Below are 17,768 nucleotides of genomic sequence, written 5' to 3'. Positions count from 1 at the left end.
GGCGTTGGTAGTCCCGGTACTGGCATGTAGGCGGAGAGACCTGGCAAATCCGGTTTCTCGATACGCAGAGGTGCCGAGTGGTCCTGACCCTACGGGGTGCAGGGAAGTCATTGATGCCAAGCTTCCAGGAAAAGCTGCTAGCCATAACTTATAGAGAACCGTACCGCAAACCGACACAGGTGGACAAGTAGAGAATACTAAGGCGCTTGAGAGAACTCGGGTGAAGGAACTAGGCAAAATGGTACCGTAACTTCGGGAGAAGGTACGCCCTTGCTGGTTAGTTTACTTGCTAAACGAAGCTGGTGAGGGCCGCAGAGACCAGGTGGCTGCGACTGTTTATTAAAAACACAGCACTCTGCAAATTCGAAAGAAGACGTATAGGGTGTGACGCCTGCCCGGTGCCGGAAGGTTAATTGATGGGGTTATCTTCGGAGAAGCTCTTGATCGAAGCCCCGGTAAACGGCGGCCGTAACTATAACGGTCCTAAGGTAGCGAAATTCCTTGTCGGGTAAGTTCCGACCTGCACGAATGGCGTAACGATGGCCACGCTGTCTCCACCCGAGACTCAGTGAAATTGAAATCGCTGTGAAGATGCAGTGTACCCGCGGCTAGACGGAAAGACCCCGTGAACCTTTACTACAGCTTTGCACTGGACTTTGATGATAACTGTGTAGGATAGGTGGGAGGCTATGAAGTGCGGACGCCAGTTCGCATGGAGCCGACCTTGAAATACCACCCTGTTATTATTGAGGTTCTAACTTGGGCCAGTAATCCTGGTTGAGGACAGTGTATGGTGGGTAGTTTGACTGGGGCGGTCTCCTCCCAAAGAGTAACGGAGGAGCACAAAGGTACCCTCGGTACGGTCGGACATCGTACCAAGAGTGTAAAGGCAAAAGGGTGCTTGACTGCGAGAGTGACGGCTCGAGCAGGTACGAAAGTAGGTCTTAGTGATCCGGTGGTTCTGAATGGAAGGGCCATCGCTCAACGGATAAAAGGTACTCCGGGGATAACAGGCTGATACCGCCCAAGAGTTCATATCGACGGCGGTGTTTGGCACCTCGATGTCGGCTCATCACATCCTGGGGCTGAAGCAGGTCCCAAGGGTATGGCTGTTCGCCATTTAAAGTGGTACGCGAGCTGGGTTTAGAACGTCGTGAGACAGTTCGGTCCCTATCTGCCGTGGGCGTAGGAAAATTGAGAGGAGCTGCTCCTAGTACGAGAGGACCGGAGTGGACGAACCTCTGGTGTACCGGTTGTGACGCCAGTTGCATTGCCGGGTAGCTAAGTTCGGACGGGATAACCGCTGAAAGCATCTAAGCGGGAAGCCTCCCTCAAGATGAGTTTTCCCATGAAGCCCGTTGAAGACTACGACGTTGATAGGCGAGGTGTGGAAGCGCAGTAATGTGTGAAGCTAACTCGTACTAATTGGCTGATTGTCTTGACCATATAACCTGAATTGCTTCGGAATATGGCAACAAAAGATTAGAGCCGAAAGGCAACTTGTGTTACCCTTACTTCTTTACCAGCCTGACTGGCAAGACAGTTAATCCTGTCAACCCCAGTTTAGGATAACCAGTTTTCCTGGCGACCATAGCGGTCTGGAACCACCTGACTCCATCTCGAACTCAGAAGTGAAACAGACCCGCGCCGATGATAGTGTGAGGTGTCCTCATGCGAAAGTAGGTCATTGCCAGGGCTTTATTCCAAAGCGGCCTTTGTGCCGCTTTTTTTATTTGTGCTTTTTGAATCGTTTGAATGTTGTTTTTGCGAGCAACGCGAAGCAATCCAAATGTTATTGCAAATATCTCAACTGCTCGAAAAACGCATTATTGCTGTAAATGTTGTTGCGAGTGAAAGTGAAGCATTTAATCGCGTTTCCTCTAGATCTGCTTGATGAAGGAGAATCCAAAAATAAAGTCGCTCAAAACTATAATCGATGTATAAAAGGACTTCTTAAAATGTTTAATTTTACTGGTAATTATACTGATAAATATCAATTAACTATGGCACAAGTCTATTTTTTAAAAGGACTAAAAGACGATGCTATATTTGATTATTTCTTTCGCAAACTTCCTTTTAAAGGAGGATATGCAGTTTTTGCCGGTTTGAAAGATTTTTTAGAAATACTCGAAAATTTTTCGTTTACTAAAGATGACGTTGAGTATTTAAGTGAACAAGGTTTCCATCCACAGTTTCTAAATTATTTAAAAAATTTTCGGTTTAAGGGTAATATATATTCGTGTCAGGAAGGGGAAATTGTTTTTCCTCTTTGTCCAATTGTAAGAGTTGAAGCATCTATTATTGAGGCACAAATTATAGAAACCGTTCTGTTAAATATTATAAATTTTCAATCGCTTATTGCTACAAAAGCTAATCGTATGCGACAAGTGGCGGGTGAACGTAAACTTCTTGAATTTGGGTTACGAAGAGCACAAGGTCCTGGTGGTTTTTATGCAAGTCGTGCTGCAATGGTTGGTGGATTTAATGCGACTAGCAATGTCTACGCAGGTCAAAAATATGGACTTCCTATTTCTGGCACCATGGCTCATTCATTTATTCAGCAATATAACGATGAATTATCGGCATTTCGTGATTTTGCAAATTATTGGCCGAACGATTGTATTTTATTGGTAGATACCTATAACTCATTAAAAAGTGGATTACCTAATGCAATTACGGTTGGCAAAGAAATGAAAGAACGAGGCCAACAGTTGAAAGGGATTCGATTAGATAGTGGAGATCTGGCATATCTTGCCAAAATGTCACGCCAGATGTTAGATAGTGCTGGTTTGCATCAAGTTCAGATTATAGTTTCTAATCAATTGGATGAATATGTAATTAAGAGCTTAATTGATCAGGAGGCTCCTATTGACGCTTTTGGAGTTGGTACTAATCTCGCTGTAGGACATCCGGATGCAGCGCTTGATGGGGTTTACAAACTGGCTTTTTCTAATAATAAAGCACGAATAAAATTATCAGAAAATATCAGTAAAATTACTCTGCCTGGCAAAAAACAAGTTTATCGACTATTAGACCAGAGGCGAAACTTCATGGGTGCAGATGTGATTGCTCTTAACGATGAAAAAGCTATTCCGAAGATGCACCATCCTTTGGATATATCGAAATCGTTGTCGATTCAAGATATTGAGAAACAACCCTTATTACAAAAGGTTATGGAGAAAGGCAAGTCATTACTTGGTTCTATAGCGCTTTCGAATATAGCACAATATCGTCAAGAACGATTTAATCAATTGTCTGAGGAATATAAGCGATTTGATAATCCTCATATTTATAAAGTTGGGCTAAGTAGCGCGCTTAGAGATGAGCGTGATGCACTAATAAAGCAGTTTAAAGATTTATGAAAACATTAATTATCCTTGATGTGCAAAATGACTTTTTACCCGGTGGTAGTCTTCCTGTTCCTAACAGTGATTCCATTATCCCAGTAATTAATCAATTACTGCCTAGTTTTGAGTTGATAGTAGCCACACAAGATTGGCATCCTTCCAATCATAAAAGTTTTGCCTCTAATCATAAAGAAAAGAATCCTTTCGAGAAAATCATGCTGCAAGGAGCTGAACAAACGTTATGGCCTGATCATTGTGTGCAAGGAACAAAAGGTGCTGACTTTCATCCGCAACTAGAGACACGGCCCATAGAAGCCATTTTTCGAAAAGGAACCGCTCCTGAAATTGATAGTTACAGTGGTTTTTATGACAATGGTCATAATAAAAATACAGGGCTGTCTGGTTATTTAAAAGCTAAGGATGCGTACAATCTTTATTTCTGTGGGTTATGTGCTGATATTTGTGTTTATGCCAGTATCAACGATGCACTGGTCGAAGGTTTTCAGTGCACTTTAATAGAGGACGCTACTGCGCCTCTTAATCATGCGACTTTTCAAACGATGAGAACTGAATTACTTGGTAAAGGAGTTCGCATTATAAAGAGTGATGAAATTAATCGTTAAGGCATTTTGTCTACAGGACAAATTAAAAAATCATGAATGCGCCAGCTAAATTGGTGAATTTCTTTAATGGCTCCACCAATGTTGGCAACTAAGTTGTCAGTTCTTTTGGGTACGACCAAGGCTTCACCAAAATAAATATGGCCGTCTTCTCGTATCCTAAGTTTTACTTCTTCCACCCAGGATAATTGCTTTAAGTAATTTAAAATAGTGGTAATCAAAGGCTCGATGTCTTGGCTACCAATTTTTGTAGGGGTTTCATCCATTAAATTGAAAATGGCATTTTTGGTATTGATAAAACCATCTTTGAGAATACTTATTGAAATAAGGATTGCGACTAAAGCATCACTCCATGGCCATCCCCAACTAATACCAATGATTCCAAAAATTGCTCCAACTGCGGCTATCCAGTCAGCACGGTTTGTACGTCCGTCAACATACAACGTTTTATCATGCAAAATTTTAGCAAGCTTAATTTTAAATAGGCCCAAAAAATAGGGAGCAATTACTTTGTAAAGCATCACGACAATGATTAAATAGCCAGCCCAAACCGAATGATTGGATATAGTAAAATATGGAATTGTAGGATGCTCTTGCTTGATAAGTACAAATGAGCTGTCAATCAATAAAAATAAACCAATACTCATTAATGCTGCAGAGCCAAGTAAAAAAGCAATCTTTACTGAACTATGAAATCCATAAGGAAATTGTGAATTAGGGGCACGAGTATAAATTCTAGCTGTGATTAAAAATGATATAGGGGCGGTTAAGCTTAGAATATCTTCTAACCATACCGTTTTCATAGTTTGGATGTTTCCCATCACCAGAAATTCAAGAATAATAATTGAAATCAGGTAGAAAATTGATAACCACTCCAGCAATTTCGCTTGATTGAAATGTGGAAGTAAATTTTTAGGGAATTCAAAATCTTTAGTTTTATACATAGTAGTCCATTTCTCAATTTTAGAGTTATGTTATCGCTTAAGTGGCGAGCTGTCTTCTCGCCATTATTTGGAACAAACCTTCTTGTTGCATTAGTTCGCTAAAAGAGCCAGATTGGATAATTTCACCTTGATTCATGACCACAATTAAATCGGCCTTTTCGATAGTTGTTAATCGATGTGCGATAACAAGACGAGTTACCTTTAACTGTTCAAGACTTTCAATAACAATCGATTGTGTAAGGTTATCCAAGGCACTGGTGGCTTCATCAAAAAATAAAATTTTTGGATTTTTAGCCAATGCTCTTGCTATGAGTACTCGCTGACGTTGGCCACCGGATAGTGTCCCACCACGCTCAGAAATAACCGTATGCATACCCATAGGCATTTTTTTAATATCATCCGCAAGACCTGCTTTTTCAGCAGCAAGCCAGGCATCTTCTTGAGTCAAGAGAGCAGTACCTACAATATTGTCAAATAGGGTACCTGAAATGAGAAAACTATTTTGCAGGACAACCCCACACTGTTCACGAACGCGCTGAATATTTAGCTGTTTAATGTCATGATCATCGAAAAAAATATTTCCTTGATTCGCTTTTTCAAAGCCTAGAAGAAGACGTAACAAGGTTGATTTTCCCGAACCAGAGGGACCAGTCACCGCCACATATTGTCCAGGTTCAATAGTAAAAGAAACATCTTTTACTACGGTTTGTCCTTTTGAGTAGGAAAATCGTAAACAATCCACTTCAATTTTTCCTTTTAGCACTCCAGGATCATACTTTCCAGCATGAATTTCAGGTGTATTTTCAATAATGGGTGTGAGACGTTTGAGCATAGGAATACTATTGATAACAGTACTAACCGCATCGGTCATTCCAAGCATTCCAGCCGTAAATTGGCCAAGAGCCGCATTAAAAGCCAGGAAGACGCCCAAGCTTAGAGGATCGGCGCGATTAATAAATTGAGCAAAAATAATGACAAATAATAGAGGCAAACTAAAAGCATTTAAGCTAGATAGTAAGGCGTTATACCAATTGGCTTTATAAGTTTCATTTTTTATTTGACTATTTTTAATCGCCCACAAAGAAAATGCTGTTTTTTCGCGACCTGTGGTCTGGATTTTTGCAATACCACCTAATAATTGGATAACCATCCCAGATAACTCACCGCTTATCTCTGTTACTGTTTTATAATAGGACAGCTGTCTTCTGCTAATAAATAAGGTATAGACACAAATGAGAAAAGTAATCCCTGTGGCAGTAAGCGCTAATCCACGGTCATAATAAAATAATAAAGCCAAAGAAAAGATTGAAAAAATACCGCTTAATAGCGAACTGATCACAACGCCTGCCATGATGTGACGAACGCTGCTGGCGGCCATTGCTCGTTTCGCTAAGTCGCCGCTGGTAAACTGTCGAAAAAACGTGGCTGGAAGTCGGATAAGTCTATCCCAGATGGCTATTTCAAGGTTAAGATTTAATTTACTGCCTATCCGAAGAACAGTAACTGCACGAACGAGTTCAAACATGCTTGCTGAAATCGCTGCTACTAATAAAGCCCACACGATTTGTTTAAGCTGTGAGAAGTCACCTGCAGGAACCACCTGTTCAAATAAAATACCAGTAAACCAAGGACTTACAAGGCTTAGTATTGCTGCCAAAGAACCAACGACAAGCAACCGCAGAATATCGCGCTTACAACCACGAAATGAAAAGGGGATTAAATCTCTTATCTTTAATGCCTTTTGTGGCAATGGGCAATAAACCTGCCAAGCGGTTAATGAGAATAATTGAGCTTCTTTCGCCGTTAGTTTTTTTCTAATACCGTCAAGAGGATTAATTAAAATTAAGCCGTAGGTGACTCTGGGAAGTGCCAAGAAAAAACCTTCTTCATCCGGTTTTTGCAATAAAACAGGTTGAATAATACTTCGCCACCATTTGCCGCTAAGCTGTACCTGACGTGTCTGCATCCCCGTTTTTTGTGCAATGTCATCAATAGTGTGGAGCGTTAGGTACTCAGAAATAGGATGTTGATAAAATTGGGCCACATGCTGAACGCAAAATGTTAGCGTGTTCTTGCGTCCTGTTTTGCCAATAATATTATAAGGATGGAGGGTAGACAACATCTGCATGTAGGCTCGCTTGAGCAGACTATTTTCAATTTTTTTTCGCTGGCTGGTACGGTATTTCTCATTTTGGCGAGTTAAATCAGCTGTTTTAATTAATGATTTATGAATAGAGTTATAGAAATTTAATACAGCTTGATGCTTATTTTTTTTCTCTTCTAGTATAAGGGATGTAGAATAACTGTCGTTATGTTGATGTAAATAATTAATAAAATGTTGTTGCCATTGGTGCAGGGTTTGGGCTGAAATCTCTTGCCAATCTATAAGATTAAGTTCAATATCAATAGCGCAAGAAGCTAATAATTGCCAATTCGTATTAGCGTTACTTCCTTTCAAACCAAGTAATAACTCACCTGCTTGCCAATGTCCTAAAGGATAACGTTTACCGCGCTCATTGCCTTTGGTTGGCACTAAAAATATATCAACACTACCTTTGGTAATGATATAGGGCTGCTCAAGGCTGAAGAGATTGAGTTCCCGTGATGAAGGAGTTTGGGTGGCTTGCTTATCATTCATAATTAAGCCTCACTTGCCAGTAAATGACAATATGTTCCTCTAATAGCTAACAAGTCTTCATGGGTGCCTCGTTCAACCACTTGGCCTCCTTCAAGTACAATAATCTCATCAGCATCACGGATAGTACTCAATCGATGAGAGATAATTAATACAGTACAACCTAATTGCCGTATATGAGAGTCTATAGTTTGCTCCATGTGTGGGTCGAGTGCAGAGGTTGCCTCATCTAAAACAAGGATGCTTGGTTTCTGCAGCAAAGCCCGGGCGATTTCCAAACGTTGACGCTGCCCGCCACTGAAGTTTGAACCGCCTTCATTAATCATGCTTTCATAACCTTCTTCACGTTCGCCGGCTATAGCATCATGCATTAAAACTGCCTTACAGGCACTGAGTATCTCTTCATCAGGAATGGTTGGGTTCCACAAGGTTAAATTGTCTTTCAATGTAGCATGAAATAAATTAATGTCCTGATCAACACTAGCGATAGAGTTTACCTTGATGTCATTCGGTATATCTTGCATTGATTTACCATCAATCAATATATCGCCTGACCAAGGCTGGTAATGGCCTAACAACAATTTCCCAATCGTTGACTTGCCGCTGCCTGAACTACCTACAAGTGCAACACGTTTGCCCGGTTTTATTTCTAAAGAAAAATTAGTGAACAAGGGCTCTGCTAAAGGACTATAGCCAAATGTAATATTATCAAGAACCACATGACCTATTAATTTGTGGTTCTTCGGAAATTCATTAATGGCAGATTTATGATAGCGTTGCGCTAATTTATGGGTGGTAATGTCTTCAATGGTGTATAAATCAGCAGAAATTTCCTGCACTTTTCCACCTAACATAACAAGCATTTTAATGGGCTGGATGAAACTTCGATAGAGGATTTGAAAGCCAATGACAGTGCCGATAGTCATTGCTCCTTGAATAGTTAACCAGGCACCTACACTCAAAATAATAGTATTTGTAAGTAGATCAAGCGCGTTTGGCACTATGGATGAGGAGTCTCTTGTCCAGCCCAATTGTTGCTCTGCCAGCAGATGATTGGCATGCATCCCACTAAATTTTCGAAAGAAATCTCCTTCAGAACCTGAAGCTTTATAAGTTTCTATAAGTTGTAATCCGCTTACGGCTGTGCTCATTAAACTATTTAATGCTTTCGTTTGACGTTGACTCTCACTCGCTCGCCGATTCGCTATAAATACCAAGGTTGCAGCATTGAGAAGTGTGGTTACAAGCACCAAAAAGGTTAAAGGGACGCTCAGTAAAAATAATACAATTAAATAAATGAAGGCCAACATTAAATTGACCATGTTAGTACCAAATTGTTGAGAAACTAAATTCGCTACAGAATCACTGGATTGCAGACGATTAAGAATATCTCCTAAATAACGCTGATTAAAAAACGACATGGGTAGACGCAGCAAACGCCAAAAGAAAGAAGAACCATTAACTAAGGCTATTTTAGTTTCGAGTCGTCCAAGCATTACTCGCTGGTACCAGGTTAAAAGTCCGCTAAAAATGGCTGCTATAATCAGACCTAATAATACAGGCCTTTGCCAACTAGTCAGTTGTTGGACTAACACTTCATCAATAAAAATTTTATTCAGTGCAGCAATGGCTATTCCAGGAATTGCAAGACTTAGTGTGGCTAAAATTATAAATCCCACTGCTGTTTTGGAATGACGTATGCGCTCAAGTAAACTGGGTAAAATTTTAGGTTTGTGGCCTGATTTTTTAAACGCGGGGCCAGGTTTCAACTCAAGAATGACCCCTGTAAAACCCTCATCCAACTCTTCCCAGGTTAGCGTTCGTGAACCATAGGCAGGATCATTAATATAAACATGATTCTTGCTTATTCCTTCCAATACCACAAAATGATTAAACTCCCAGTGAATAATGGCCGGTAGATGAGCGTCATGCAGTTCTTCAGGCTCCATACTGAACGCTTCGACTTCCATACCATATTTTTCAGCAGCCCGATAAATGTTATCAGCTCGGCTTCCATCTCGTGAGACGCCGCAATCATTGCGTAATACATCTTGAGGAATCCATTTGCCATAATGGGCTAATACAATGCCAAGAGCTATCGCACCACATTCAACAGCTTCTATCTGTAAAATTGTTGGCGTTCTTTTTATGCGATTAAGCCATCGGTCTAATATCATAATAACTAATCTAATCCCAGGAATTGTTTAAGCGCTGGTATAACCAAAGTAATTGGAGGCTGGGTTTTAGTGATAATATCTGCGGTGCATAAAGTCCCATTTGTAATAATCATATTTGGTCCTTTTGAGGTAGTCCATTTATACTGGCTGGGTGTGTTTGCCCTTATCAAATTAATGCGCACATACAGCTGAGGACCACCTTTGGTAAAATCCTCAACTAATTTTTCATTCGATAAAACTGCCATCATGCTGCTATTGGTGCTAGGGAAACTGGCCACGTCTTCCACAATCCCCACAATGCTGCCATATTCTTGTTTTTTAACCGTACTAGGGACAACGTGCGCAACCATTCCTGGCAGAATAATTTTACCCATCCCAGCCGGAACATACACAGCCGCATCCACAGTTTCTGCATAGGGCTCAATGTCCATGATTTTGCTACCTGCCTGAACAATTTCACCTGGTTTACCAATGATATTAATAACTTCACCATTAATTGGACTTACAATAATGCTGTGCACTTTAAGTTTTTTCCGTATGAGTGCTAACTCCATTTGTGCCTGTAGGATTCTATTTTTAAGGTCAACCAATCTTTGTTGATTGGATTCAGCACGGCGCTTAAATTCTATAATGTTTTCAGCCATTTTTTTTCTAATGGCATCGCGTTCCTGTAATTCTTTATAGTAGTTACTTCTCAATTGAGCTAATTCTTGTCGAGAAATGACTTTATCAACTAATTTTTCACGTTCTTCAAGCGCTTTTTTCAAATACTGTAAATGAAGATTGGCATTATTTAAATCATTTGCCCAGTTTCTCTGGAGATTGGCGTTATTTTCCTGTTCAAGCTTAAAATCTTTTTGGATAAATTGTTGTAAATCATTAAGTTGCTTCTGCAGCGTAACCAGTAGTTGTTCTTTGTTTTCTAGCTCTAAAGTAAGAAGGGGAAGTCTAAGGGTTGCTAATTGCTGTCCTTGTTTGACCAGATCGCCAACCTTCACATCCACTGTAAGTAAGCGTCCAGAATCCTCTGCAATCGCATCATATATTTTTTGACCACCACTAATTAAAATACCATTTCCTGTTACTCGGGTGTCAATACGCCCCCATATTGACCAAAAAACTATCATTAAAAGCAATAATGCGAGACCTGTCAGGATGAGCCAATTTAATGGAGAAACAATTCGAAAAAGATTGTCTAGTTTTTCTGGATTATTTAATTTTAGGAGACTTTTTTCCCGAAACAACTTCGCCATGAAATATTCCAACCACCGACCTATGTTTTCAGTATATCTCTGATATTCAAAGAATTCGAATTAACAAAAGGATTTTGCAAATGTCAAAAGTAATAGTTTGTAGTATAGACTTTTAAATGCATAAAAATGTAAGAAAATAAATTCCCGCTTTCGCGGGAATCAAGACGTGGTGATAGTTGTGAACCAGGATTAAACTAAATTGGCATCTTTCACATCCACCAGGAAGATTTTCTTATCGGTATTACTTTTGAGTGATGCGCGGATGGAGTGATCCTTCATCAGCTTTTTAGCAATATCGAAGGCTTGTGTTTTTGTTTTTCCTGTTTCCAATCGCAACCAGGTATATAAAGTTAAGAAAGAACCATCACTGTGATCTTCATAAAATGCATTATGAGAAATAATACCGTTCTTATCAGCTATGTTATTAGGCTCCAGAAACTCATAGTCCGTGATCATTACAAAAAAGTTCTTGTTAGTCCGTTCGGCTTCAGCAGGTGATATCTGCCTCTTTAAAGGTCCAAACTCCGTTAACCTCTTCATAAGAGACTAGTTGTAGCCAGGTGTCATCGATTGATGGGAAAAGATTATAAATAGAGATACCACTAATGGCTTGCAGTTTCGCGGGTAAATCAACAGTTAACCATTTCACCAGTTCTACTTCTTTTTCAAGCTGATCAAGAGAAGGGGGGACGCGATAAATGTTGAAACCATAGCCCCAAAATGCCCACAAGTAACCGTTTGCTTCTTTATAAGTTTCTTTTTGAGCCGCAGTTAAGGAGGACTCCTTGGCAGGTATGCCTTCGCCACCATCATCAGTAGAGGATGATAACCATCCTCGATTAACAAACTCTATACCGATGCTTGTCGTATTCATACCAGAACCATGGTTCTCAAATTCAACCAAATCATTAAATTGCAGAATGCTTGCATCGCGTTTGACAGACATGTGAGAGGTTTCATTTTGCGAGTCATCAAAGCCATCTCCAGAATCTGCAGTAATCTCATGAAGCACAAGATGTTTAATACCGAAAGGATCGCGGTAAGCATTTTTACTCTTATTATGGATAACAGAATTGTCTGTCTTCCAATCTTTATAGTTTTTATACCAGTGATTCCTGTATTGAACTAAACGGTATTAATTACTAAAGTATCTGCGCTTGCGGGATTGTACTCATTTAAATTTTTTACAATATCTGCTTCTGAAGGTGCCCCTTCACTGGCTTTTATATTTTCAAGAAAATTCACAACCTGAGTTGAAGGTTGTATATCACTGTCAGTAATAAGCTCTTTGAAGGCATTAGAGAATCCTTCAAAAGGTTGTATCAGTTTCTTACCAGTTAGGTTGAATGATCCAAAAATTCTTCCATGAGTAATTAAGAATTATAGACGATAAAATTTTAAAATTGGGAGGGCTTATCTAATTGTTGGTGTAAAAATTTAGTGAGAAGAGTCCTGTGAATCATTCTGGATATTATCAATGATTCAGCATTTTACTGGATGCCTCGGACAAACCGAGGCACGTAGGAATGAAAAGATGGTTTCTTGTCGCTTACAAGTTGGGACAAGCCGAGGCACGTAGGAAAAGATGGTTTCTTGCTGCTTACAAGTTCGGACAAACCGAGGCGCTTAGGAAGAGCAATGATGGCTTCTTATTTGCCTACCTGCCTCGGCTTGTCCGAGGCATCCAGTGAATGGAGGTCAGGCAGCATTATCGCCTGCCTCTCGTCTGAGCTTGATATTAAATAAACGAGTACTAAGAATATTAATGCAAAGTCCGCTGATGACGAGTAAACCAGCTGCTAATTTCCAGGGCTGGAAGGGTTCACCTAACACAATTACAGAGCTTAAAATGCCTACCAATGGAACCAATAGAGTAAATGGAACTATCATTCCTACAGGATAGCGGCTTAACAACCAATTCCAGACGCCATACCCAACCCAAGTTGAAATATATACAATGTAAGCTAAAGAACTTGCCCCACGCCATGTGATGTTATTATAAGTATTAATAATACTTGTCGCTCCCTCAAAAGTAAGGGTGATCAAAAACATCGGAATAATCGCAACAAAACTGCCCCAAACAACTAAAGAAATCATGTTAATTTTGGGCGCTTTTTTCGTAATTAAATTTCCGAAACCCCAAGTGGCTGCTGAACCAAGAATTAAAATAAAACCTAATACTGAAATATTACTATCAAAATGCAGCGCCACGAGTCCAATACCTGCAAAGGATACCAGAGCGCCTAAAATTTGTAAGGGATTGGGTGTTTCCTTTAAAAAAACTGTTGCAAAAAGCATACTGAAAAAAACCTGTACCTGAATCAAAAGAGAAGCCATTCCAGGTGTCATCCCAGCATGCATTCCTAAAAAAAGCAGGGTAAATTGCAAAGCAAACATGACTAAACCATATGACATCACTAATCTGAAAGGTACTGCGGGTGGTTTGATGAAGAAAATAGCTGGGATACTCGCGAGTGTGAATCTTAAAGTACATAACAGCAGTGGAGAAATTTCCTCAAGACTTAACTTAACAAAAAGAAAATTTATTCCCCAAACAAGAGCTACTAAAAGTGCGAGTAAAATATGAGAAACGGGCATTTTATTTGGATCCACTTAGCAAGTGCTCTATTTTAGCTTAAAAATTTAATATTGTTTAGAGAAAATTCACTTTGTAATATTGAAAATTAAGAGATAGAAGAAGTTTTTATTATTGTGATTTCGAGTAACTATTTGTAATATCAGATAATAAATTCTTGATCTCAGGTTGTCGTGCAAATTAGAAAAATAATTGTAAAGATAACAGCCTTGTTATTTGGCGCATATTCTACTCTGAGTCAAGCAAATAGCACTTATCAAATTAAAGCCTTATTAGATAATCATCAATATAAAGCTGCTTATGAATTAGCTGAGTCAATGGAATCAAAGTATGCCGGCAATCCACAGTTTGATTTCTATTATGGTAAAGCAGCTTTGGTGTCTGGCCATGTTGATGTCGCAGTATTTGCGTTTGAGCGTGTGGTCATGGCAGAGCCTTCGAACCGTGTAGCGTGGTATGAACTGGCTCTGGCCTATTACTTTACTAATGATTATAAGCCCGCCGAAAAGATTTTAAAAAAACTCAGCCCTTATGAATGTAAGGATAAGGTTTGTCTGGCCTCCCGCGCATTTATTCAACGAACTCAGAAAAAAACCAGGAGGAAAACTTACAAAATTATTGGAAACATTCAACTTACCCCAGGGTATGATTCCAATGTTAACAGCACCACGCTTGCAAGTTCCGTACTGGTCCCCTTTATAGGCCCTGTTCCATTGATTGGTGCGGACAAAGGTCTTGAATCAATGTTTACTGGTTATGCCACCGATTTTGGTTTTTTAAAAAGGTTGAATAAAACAACGCAGTTTTTTACTGACGTTAATAATGTCGGAAAAATTAATTATAGCGCCCACCGATTTGATAATAATGACGTGCTTATTTCACCGGGGATAATCAAAAAAATAGGGAATTATAAATTAAAAATTCCTATTATTTACCAACAAATTTCTATCAATCAGCGGTTTTTTAGTGAAACAATTGGTATTGGTTTGGAAGGTTCTCGTAAACTTAATACAGCGCATGAGGTTATTTTAGCCGGTGAGTACGGAAAGTCGGATTATTTTGTAGCTATTAGAAACGCTAATAATGCATTAATCACTGGAAAATGGATTTATACACCGCCTAAAAATCCTTATGAAATTGAGTTTTCTCTGTATACAAATATAGGTAATGCACTGGATACAACGGGTGCTTATTTGATTAAAGACTATTATGGGGCAAAATTTAAAGTAAAATGGACTGGGATTCCTAGATATCAGCCAAATTTACTCCTCAATTATATTAATTCAGAGTTTTTAGCCCCTAATCCTAGATTTTTAGTCACTCGAAAAGATGATTTTTACAATGTAATTCTTGGTGTTCAATGGGAGTGTACGCCTAGCTTATTGATTCAGCCTGCGTATAGTTATACTTATAATACAAGCACGTTACCCACCGTGAATTATGATAGAAGTGTTGTGCAAGTGAATTTTACTTATAAATTTGTAATTTAGTGCTCTTAAGGAGAGCTATGTTAACAGTCAACAATAACAATAAGCCTCTTGTGACATTAGTCAGTGCATTTTTTCTTGCGTCAATTTTTACACAACAACTGTTCGCAGAGGTAATAGGAAAAATTCTTGCTCAAAAAGGAGAGTGTTTTGCTTTCATTGGAAGTAGAAAACTTTCACTGAAGCAAGGCGATCCTGTCGTACGTGATGAGAAATTGGTAACAGGTACCGATGGTTTTTTACAATTGCGTCTGATGGATAAGAGTATTGTTGCTTTAAGACCCAATTCAGAGTACCAAATCAACCAATACAATTTTAGTAATGACAAAAACTCAACTTATCAAGCATCACTTCAGAAAGGGCAGTTTCGACAATTAGCAGGTTTAATTGCCAAAAAAAATCCCACGGCTTATAAAATACAAACTCCTTTGAGTACTTTAAATGTTAGAGGGACTTATTTTGGTCATCGAATCGTAGACCAGCAATCTATTGAAGTCAGTGGTTGTTGGCACGGACTAGCTTTAGTGCGTACACCTCACTCGTGGTTGTCCATTGGTCCTAATGCACCATTTAAATATAGCTACCTGGATCCCGAAAAGCATACCCCTATAGGATTAGCTGAGGAAGTCGGCATACTGGAAGGACTAATTCCAGACAATGAGAATTTAAATCTTTTAGAAACAATTGATTTCCAGGAAACATTAAATGACTTTTTGAATGATATCTCAGGCTTTGAACAATCCGTTGCTGCAATCGAGGATATTGAACTTATTACAGATTTGCAGCAACTCAATGAATTACAGGATATTGCTAATGAGGAGCCTCTTCCACCGGAACCTGAGCCTGAACCAGAACCTCCGGAACCACCTGTACCCCCTGAGCCGCCAATACCTCCAGAAGAATAAATGTTGAGATAAGTGAACAGCACAAAGCTGTTCACTTATTCTAAGATTAATTAATAAAATCATGTGTCGCTAATTGATAAGTGTTTAAAAAATCATCCTGAATGACGGTTGCTTTATTATCAATAGCTTTCAATTCCGTATCTTGCTTCAAAGTGCCTGTGCGGAATTGCCAACCTTTTGGTAATTTAAGTTCAGTACCCAGTTTCTCTAATGTTTCGGCGGTTTGCGGTTTCTTTTCAGTACTATAAGACTGCATGACAAATACCTGACCTTTAGGGTCGATTAATTCATACACTGGTTTTCCGGATTTATAAATCCAGGTGGTTTGACGATCAACCTGATGTTGTTTGTAGGGTTCAGACGCGGTTAATAAGTCGGTTATACCTAACTTAAGGACGCCTGCTTCACGCATTGCAAGGCCACAGATTACTTTTTTCTCAGGGTTTACGAGTTGAGAATTAACCATTCCATCAATCATCCAGTAGCGAGGTCCGTTCAACTTTACAAAGGAAGAATCGGTTTCTTTTTTAACACATTCCTTAGTGATTTTTCCCCAGTTAGCCTCGGGGCAATCATTAAGACCTATTGTGTTATAAACGGCCAAATTTAATCTACTTTTTGAATAAAGAATTTCACAATAGCGTGAATCTCGAAGACCCTCAATTTGATTGGCGTAAATTGTAAGTGGTAGGCACAACAAGGGGAAACACAAATTCCTTAGTTTAGAAAGGGGCGCTTTCATTTGGTATCTCCATGGGTTAAAGTTCGCAAAAAAACCTTGTTAATAGGTTTATTGGGAATATTCACTATACTGTACAGATAAAGTTAAAGGTAGTACTTTTCAATGAAAACACTGACAATTGCAATGTGGGATCCTGGCTTTAGTATTCAGGACTTATCACTTTCAGAAAAAATTGATGTGCTTGAAGAAAAATTCAAAGCTGTTTATCAATTAGCAATGTCATCATTGACCGACGAAACAACGTTTCTTTTTCTTTGTCCTGAATTTAACTTATTGAATATGAAGGATTTATCAAATCTTTCATACACTAAAAGCGAGTTTGTCGATATTGAAAAACGTCTTCAGAAATTAGCGAATGATTATCCACAAGCGATTATTATTCCAGGTACTGCTTATATTCAGAAAACATTAGATTTGAATGATCCGGAGAAAGATAAGAAATATGCTGCCACGATAAAAAAATGGCAGCTAGAACATCTGAGAACCTTAAAAAATTTTCGACAAGAAATTAAAGACAAAACGATTATCAAGAGTACTGCCTCTATTTTTTTCGAATCAAAAGCAACTAAACCCAAACGCTATAGCAAACGAGTGGAAGCAGGTGAGTACATTGATGCCATTTCTAGTATTTTATACCCAGGACATTCCTCACCATTTTTCACCCATAACGGTATTCGATTTGGAATCGAAATTTGCGCTGATCATGAAGATGGTGTTCTACTTTCTGAACAAAAAGAACCAATTGATGTCCATGTTATCATTGCTAATGTCATGAGGACTATGGCAGGTAAAGTTGCTAACAAAGGTTGTCAAGAAAATGTTATTGTCGTCAATTGTGCCGGCAATTTTAGCTATGCCCCAACGGCTGCAAAAGAAGTAGGGGTTTGGGTTTCTGGTGAAGGGGACTTAGAGCGACTTAAACAAGATGATAGTTCAAGTAAAGATTTGAGGATTTATTCTGATATTCCTGTGCCTAATCAAAAAATTTCTTTAACACCCTAAACTCTTTTCTTTAGTTAAGACATTGATTATAGTGCATATTACCTAATGGACTATGCTAAG

13 protein-coding genes and 2 rRNA genes (1 of these 15 running past the window's edge) are annotated in these 17,768 nt (G+C 39.1%); 7 read left to right on the top strand and 8 right to left on the bottom strand.

Features of this window, described 5'->3' with window-relative positions; genetic code table 11:
• The 4 genes from LHA_RS08145 to pncA form a co-directional block, all read left to right on the top strand.
• Positions 1 to 1,446 (top strand): 23S ribosomal RNA (locus LHA_RS08145); it begins 1,449 nt to the left of the window's first position.
• 134 nt (positions 1,447 to 1,580) lie between these two features.
• Positions 1,581 to 1,696, top strand: a 5S ribosomal RNA gene (rrf, locus tag LHA_RS08140).
• A 262-nt stretch (positions 1,697 to 1,958) separates the two neighbouring features.
• Entirely contained in the window at positions 1,959 to 3,362 is a 1,404-nt protein-coding gene (locus LHA_RS08130) for a nicotinate phosphoribosyltransferase (RefSeq protein WP_045106097.1), read from the top strand.
• Positions 3,359 to 3,970: a bifunctional nicotinamidase/pyrazinamidase gene (gene pncA / locus LHA_RS08125; RefSeq protein ID WP_045106096.1), complete on the top strand. Its 612-nt coding sequence runs from the start codon at positions 3,359 to 3,361 to the stop codon at positions 3,968 to 3,970. Before LHA_RS08130 ends, pncA begins: the two co-directional genes overlap by 4 nt.
• On the opposite strand, the gene LHA_RS08120 is transcribed toward pncA, so the two are convergent.
• The 7 genes from LHA_RS08120 to LHA_RS08090 all read right to left on the bottom strand — a co-directional run bounded on the left by LHA_RS08120 (position 3,967) and on the right by LHA_RS08090 (position 13,574).
• Positions 3,967 to 4,911 (bottom strand): cation diffusion facilitator family transporter, encoded by a 945-nt coding sequence (locus LHA_RS08120; protein WP_045106095.1) that lies wholly within the window; start codon positions 4,909 to 4,911, stop codon positions 3,967 to 3,969. The genes pncA and LHA_RS08120 overlap by 4 nt on opposite strands.
• Positions 4,912 to 4,948: 37 nt before the next feature.
• Complete coding sequence (locus LHA_RS08115) at positions 4,949 to 7,549, bottom strand: NHLP bacteriocin export ABC transporter permease/ATPase subunit (protein ID WP_052673646.1); 2,601 nt, start codon at positions 7,547 to 7,549, stop codon at positions 4,949 to 4,951.
• A gap of 2 nt (positions 7,550 to 7,551) precedes the next feature.
• A complete protein-coding gene (locus tag LHA_RS08110) occupies positions 7,552 to 9,723 on the bottom strand; it encodes an NHLP family bacteriocin export ABC transporter peptidase/permease/ATPase subunit (protein ID WP_045106094.1) in 2,172 nt (723 codons plus the stop codon).
• A gap of 5 nt (positions 9,724 to 9,728) precedes the next feature.
• Positions 9,729 to 10,976 (bottom strand): NHLP bacteriocin system secretion protein, encoded by a 1,248-nt coding sequence (locus LHA_RS08105; protein ID WP_045106093.1) that lies wholly within the window; start codon positions 10,974 to 10,976, stop codon positions 9,729 to 9,731.
• A gap of 189 nt (positions 10,977 to 11,165) precedes the next feature.
• Entirely contained in the window at positions 11,166 to 11,432 is a 267-nt protein-coding gene (locus LHA_RS17330) for a hypothetical protein (protein WP_045106092.1), read from the bottom strand.
• Between the two features lie 31 nt (positions 11,433 to 11,463).
• Entirely contained in the window at positions 11,464 to 11,988 is a 525-nt protein-coding gene (locus LHA_RS17325; protein WP_045106091.1) for a peptidoglycan recognition protein family protein, read from the bottom strand.
• A 686-nt stretch (positions 11,989 to 12,674) separates the two neighbouring features.
• The gene (locus tag LHA_RS08090; RefSeq protein ID WP_045107477.1) at positions 12,675 to 13,574 is read right to left on the bottom strand and encodes an EamA family transporter; all 900 of its coding nucleotides are present in this window, start codon (positions 13,572 to 13,574) and stop codon (positions 12,675 to 12,677) included.
• A 171-nt stretch (positions 13,575 to 13,745) separates the two neighbouring features.
• Between LHA_RS08090 and LHA_RS08085 the strand changes: the two genes are divergently transcribed.
• Both LHA_RS08085 and LHA_RS08080 read left to right on the top strand, forming a co-directional pair.
• A complete protein-coding gene (locus LHA_RS08085; protein ID WP_147292332.1) occupies positions 13,746 to 15,062 on the top strand; it encodes a tetratricopeptide repeat protein in 1,317 nt (438 codons plus the stop codon).
• 17 nt (positions 15,063 to 15,079) lie between these two features.
• On the top strand, positions 15,080 to 15,964 hold the full coding sequence (locus tag LHA_RS08080; RefSeq protein WP_045106089.1) for a FecR family protein: 885 nt from the start codon (positions 15,080 to 15,082) through the stop codon (positions 15,962 to 15,964).
• A gap of 46 nt (positions 15,965 to 16,010) precedes the next feature.
• On the opposite strand, the gene LHA_RS08075 is transcribed toward LHA_RS08080, so the two are convergent.
• Positions 16,011 to 16,706, bottom strand: coding sequence for a hypothetical protein (locus tag LHA_RS08075; RefSeq protein WP_045106088.1), 696 nt, complete (start codon positions 16,704 to 16,706; stop codon positions 16,011 to 16,013).
• Between the two features lie 102 nt (positions 16,707 to 16,808).
• On the opposite strand from LHA_RS08075, the gene LHA_RS08070 reads away from it, so the two are divergent.
• Positions 16,809 to 17,708 carry a hypothetical protein gene (locus LHA_RS08070; RefSeq protein WP_045106087.1) on the top strand — a complete coding sequence of 300 codons (900 nt, stop codon included), beginning with the start codon at positions 16,809 to 16,811 and terminating at the stop codon, positions 17,706 to 17,708.
• Positions 17,709 to 17,768 lie beyond the last annotated feature (60 nt).

This window comes from Legionella hackeliae (assembly GCF_000953655.1).
Classification (GTDB): Bacteria; Pseudomonadota; Gammaproteobacteria; order Legionellales; family Legionellaceae; genus Tatlockia; species Tatlockia hackeliae.
This window is presented reverse-complemented; position numbering and strand designations above follow the sequence as displayed.

Coding starts and splice junctions, on each gene's coding strand:
- pncA (WP_045106096.1), top strand. CDS start 3,359: ATGAAAACATTAATTATCCTTGATGTGCAAAATGACTTTTTACCCGGT.
- LHA_RS08070 (WP_045106087.1), top strand. CDS start 16,809: ATGAAAACACTGACAATTGCAATGTGGGATCCTGGCTTTAGTATTCAG.
- LHA_RS17330 (WP_045106092.1), bottom strand. CDS start 11,432: ATGATCACGGACTATGAGTTTCTGGAGCCTAATAACATAGCTGATAAG.
- LHA_RS08120 (WP_045106095.1), bottom strand. CDS start 4,911: ATGTATAAAACTAAAGATTTTGAATTCCCTAAAAATTTACTTCCACAT.
- LHA_RS08130 (WP_045106097.1), top strand. CDS start 1,959: ATGTTTAATTTTACTGGTAATTATACTGATAAATATCAATTAACTATG.
- LHA_RS08080 (WP_045106089.1), top strand. CDS start 15,080: ATGTTAACAGTCAACAATAACAATAAGCCTCTTGTGACATTAGTCAGT.
- LHA_RS08105 (WP_045106093.1), bottom strand. CDS start 10,976: ATGGCGAAGTTGTTTCGGGAAAAAAGTCTCCTAAAATTAAATAATCCA.
- LHA_RS08075 (WP_045106088.1), bottom strand. CDS start 16,706: ATGAAAGCGCCCCTTTCTAAACTAAGGAATTTGTGTTTCCCCTTGTTG.
- LHA_RS08090 (WP_045107477.1), bottom strand. CDS start 13,574: ATGCCCGTTTCTCATATTTTACTCGCACTTTTAGTAGCTCTTGTTTGG.
- LHA_RS08115 (WP_052673646.1), bottom strand. CDS start 7,549: ATGAATGATAAGCAAGCCACCCAAACTCCTTCATCACGGGAACTCAAT.
- LHA_RS08110 (WP_045106094.1), bottom strand. CDS start 9,723: ATGATATTAGACCGATGGCTTAATCGCATAAAAAGAACGCCAACAATT.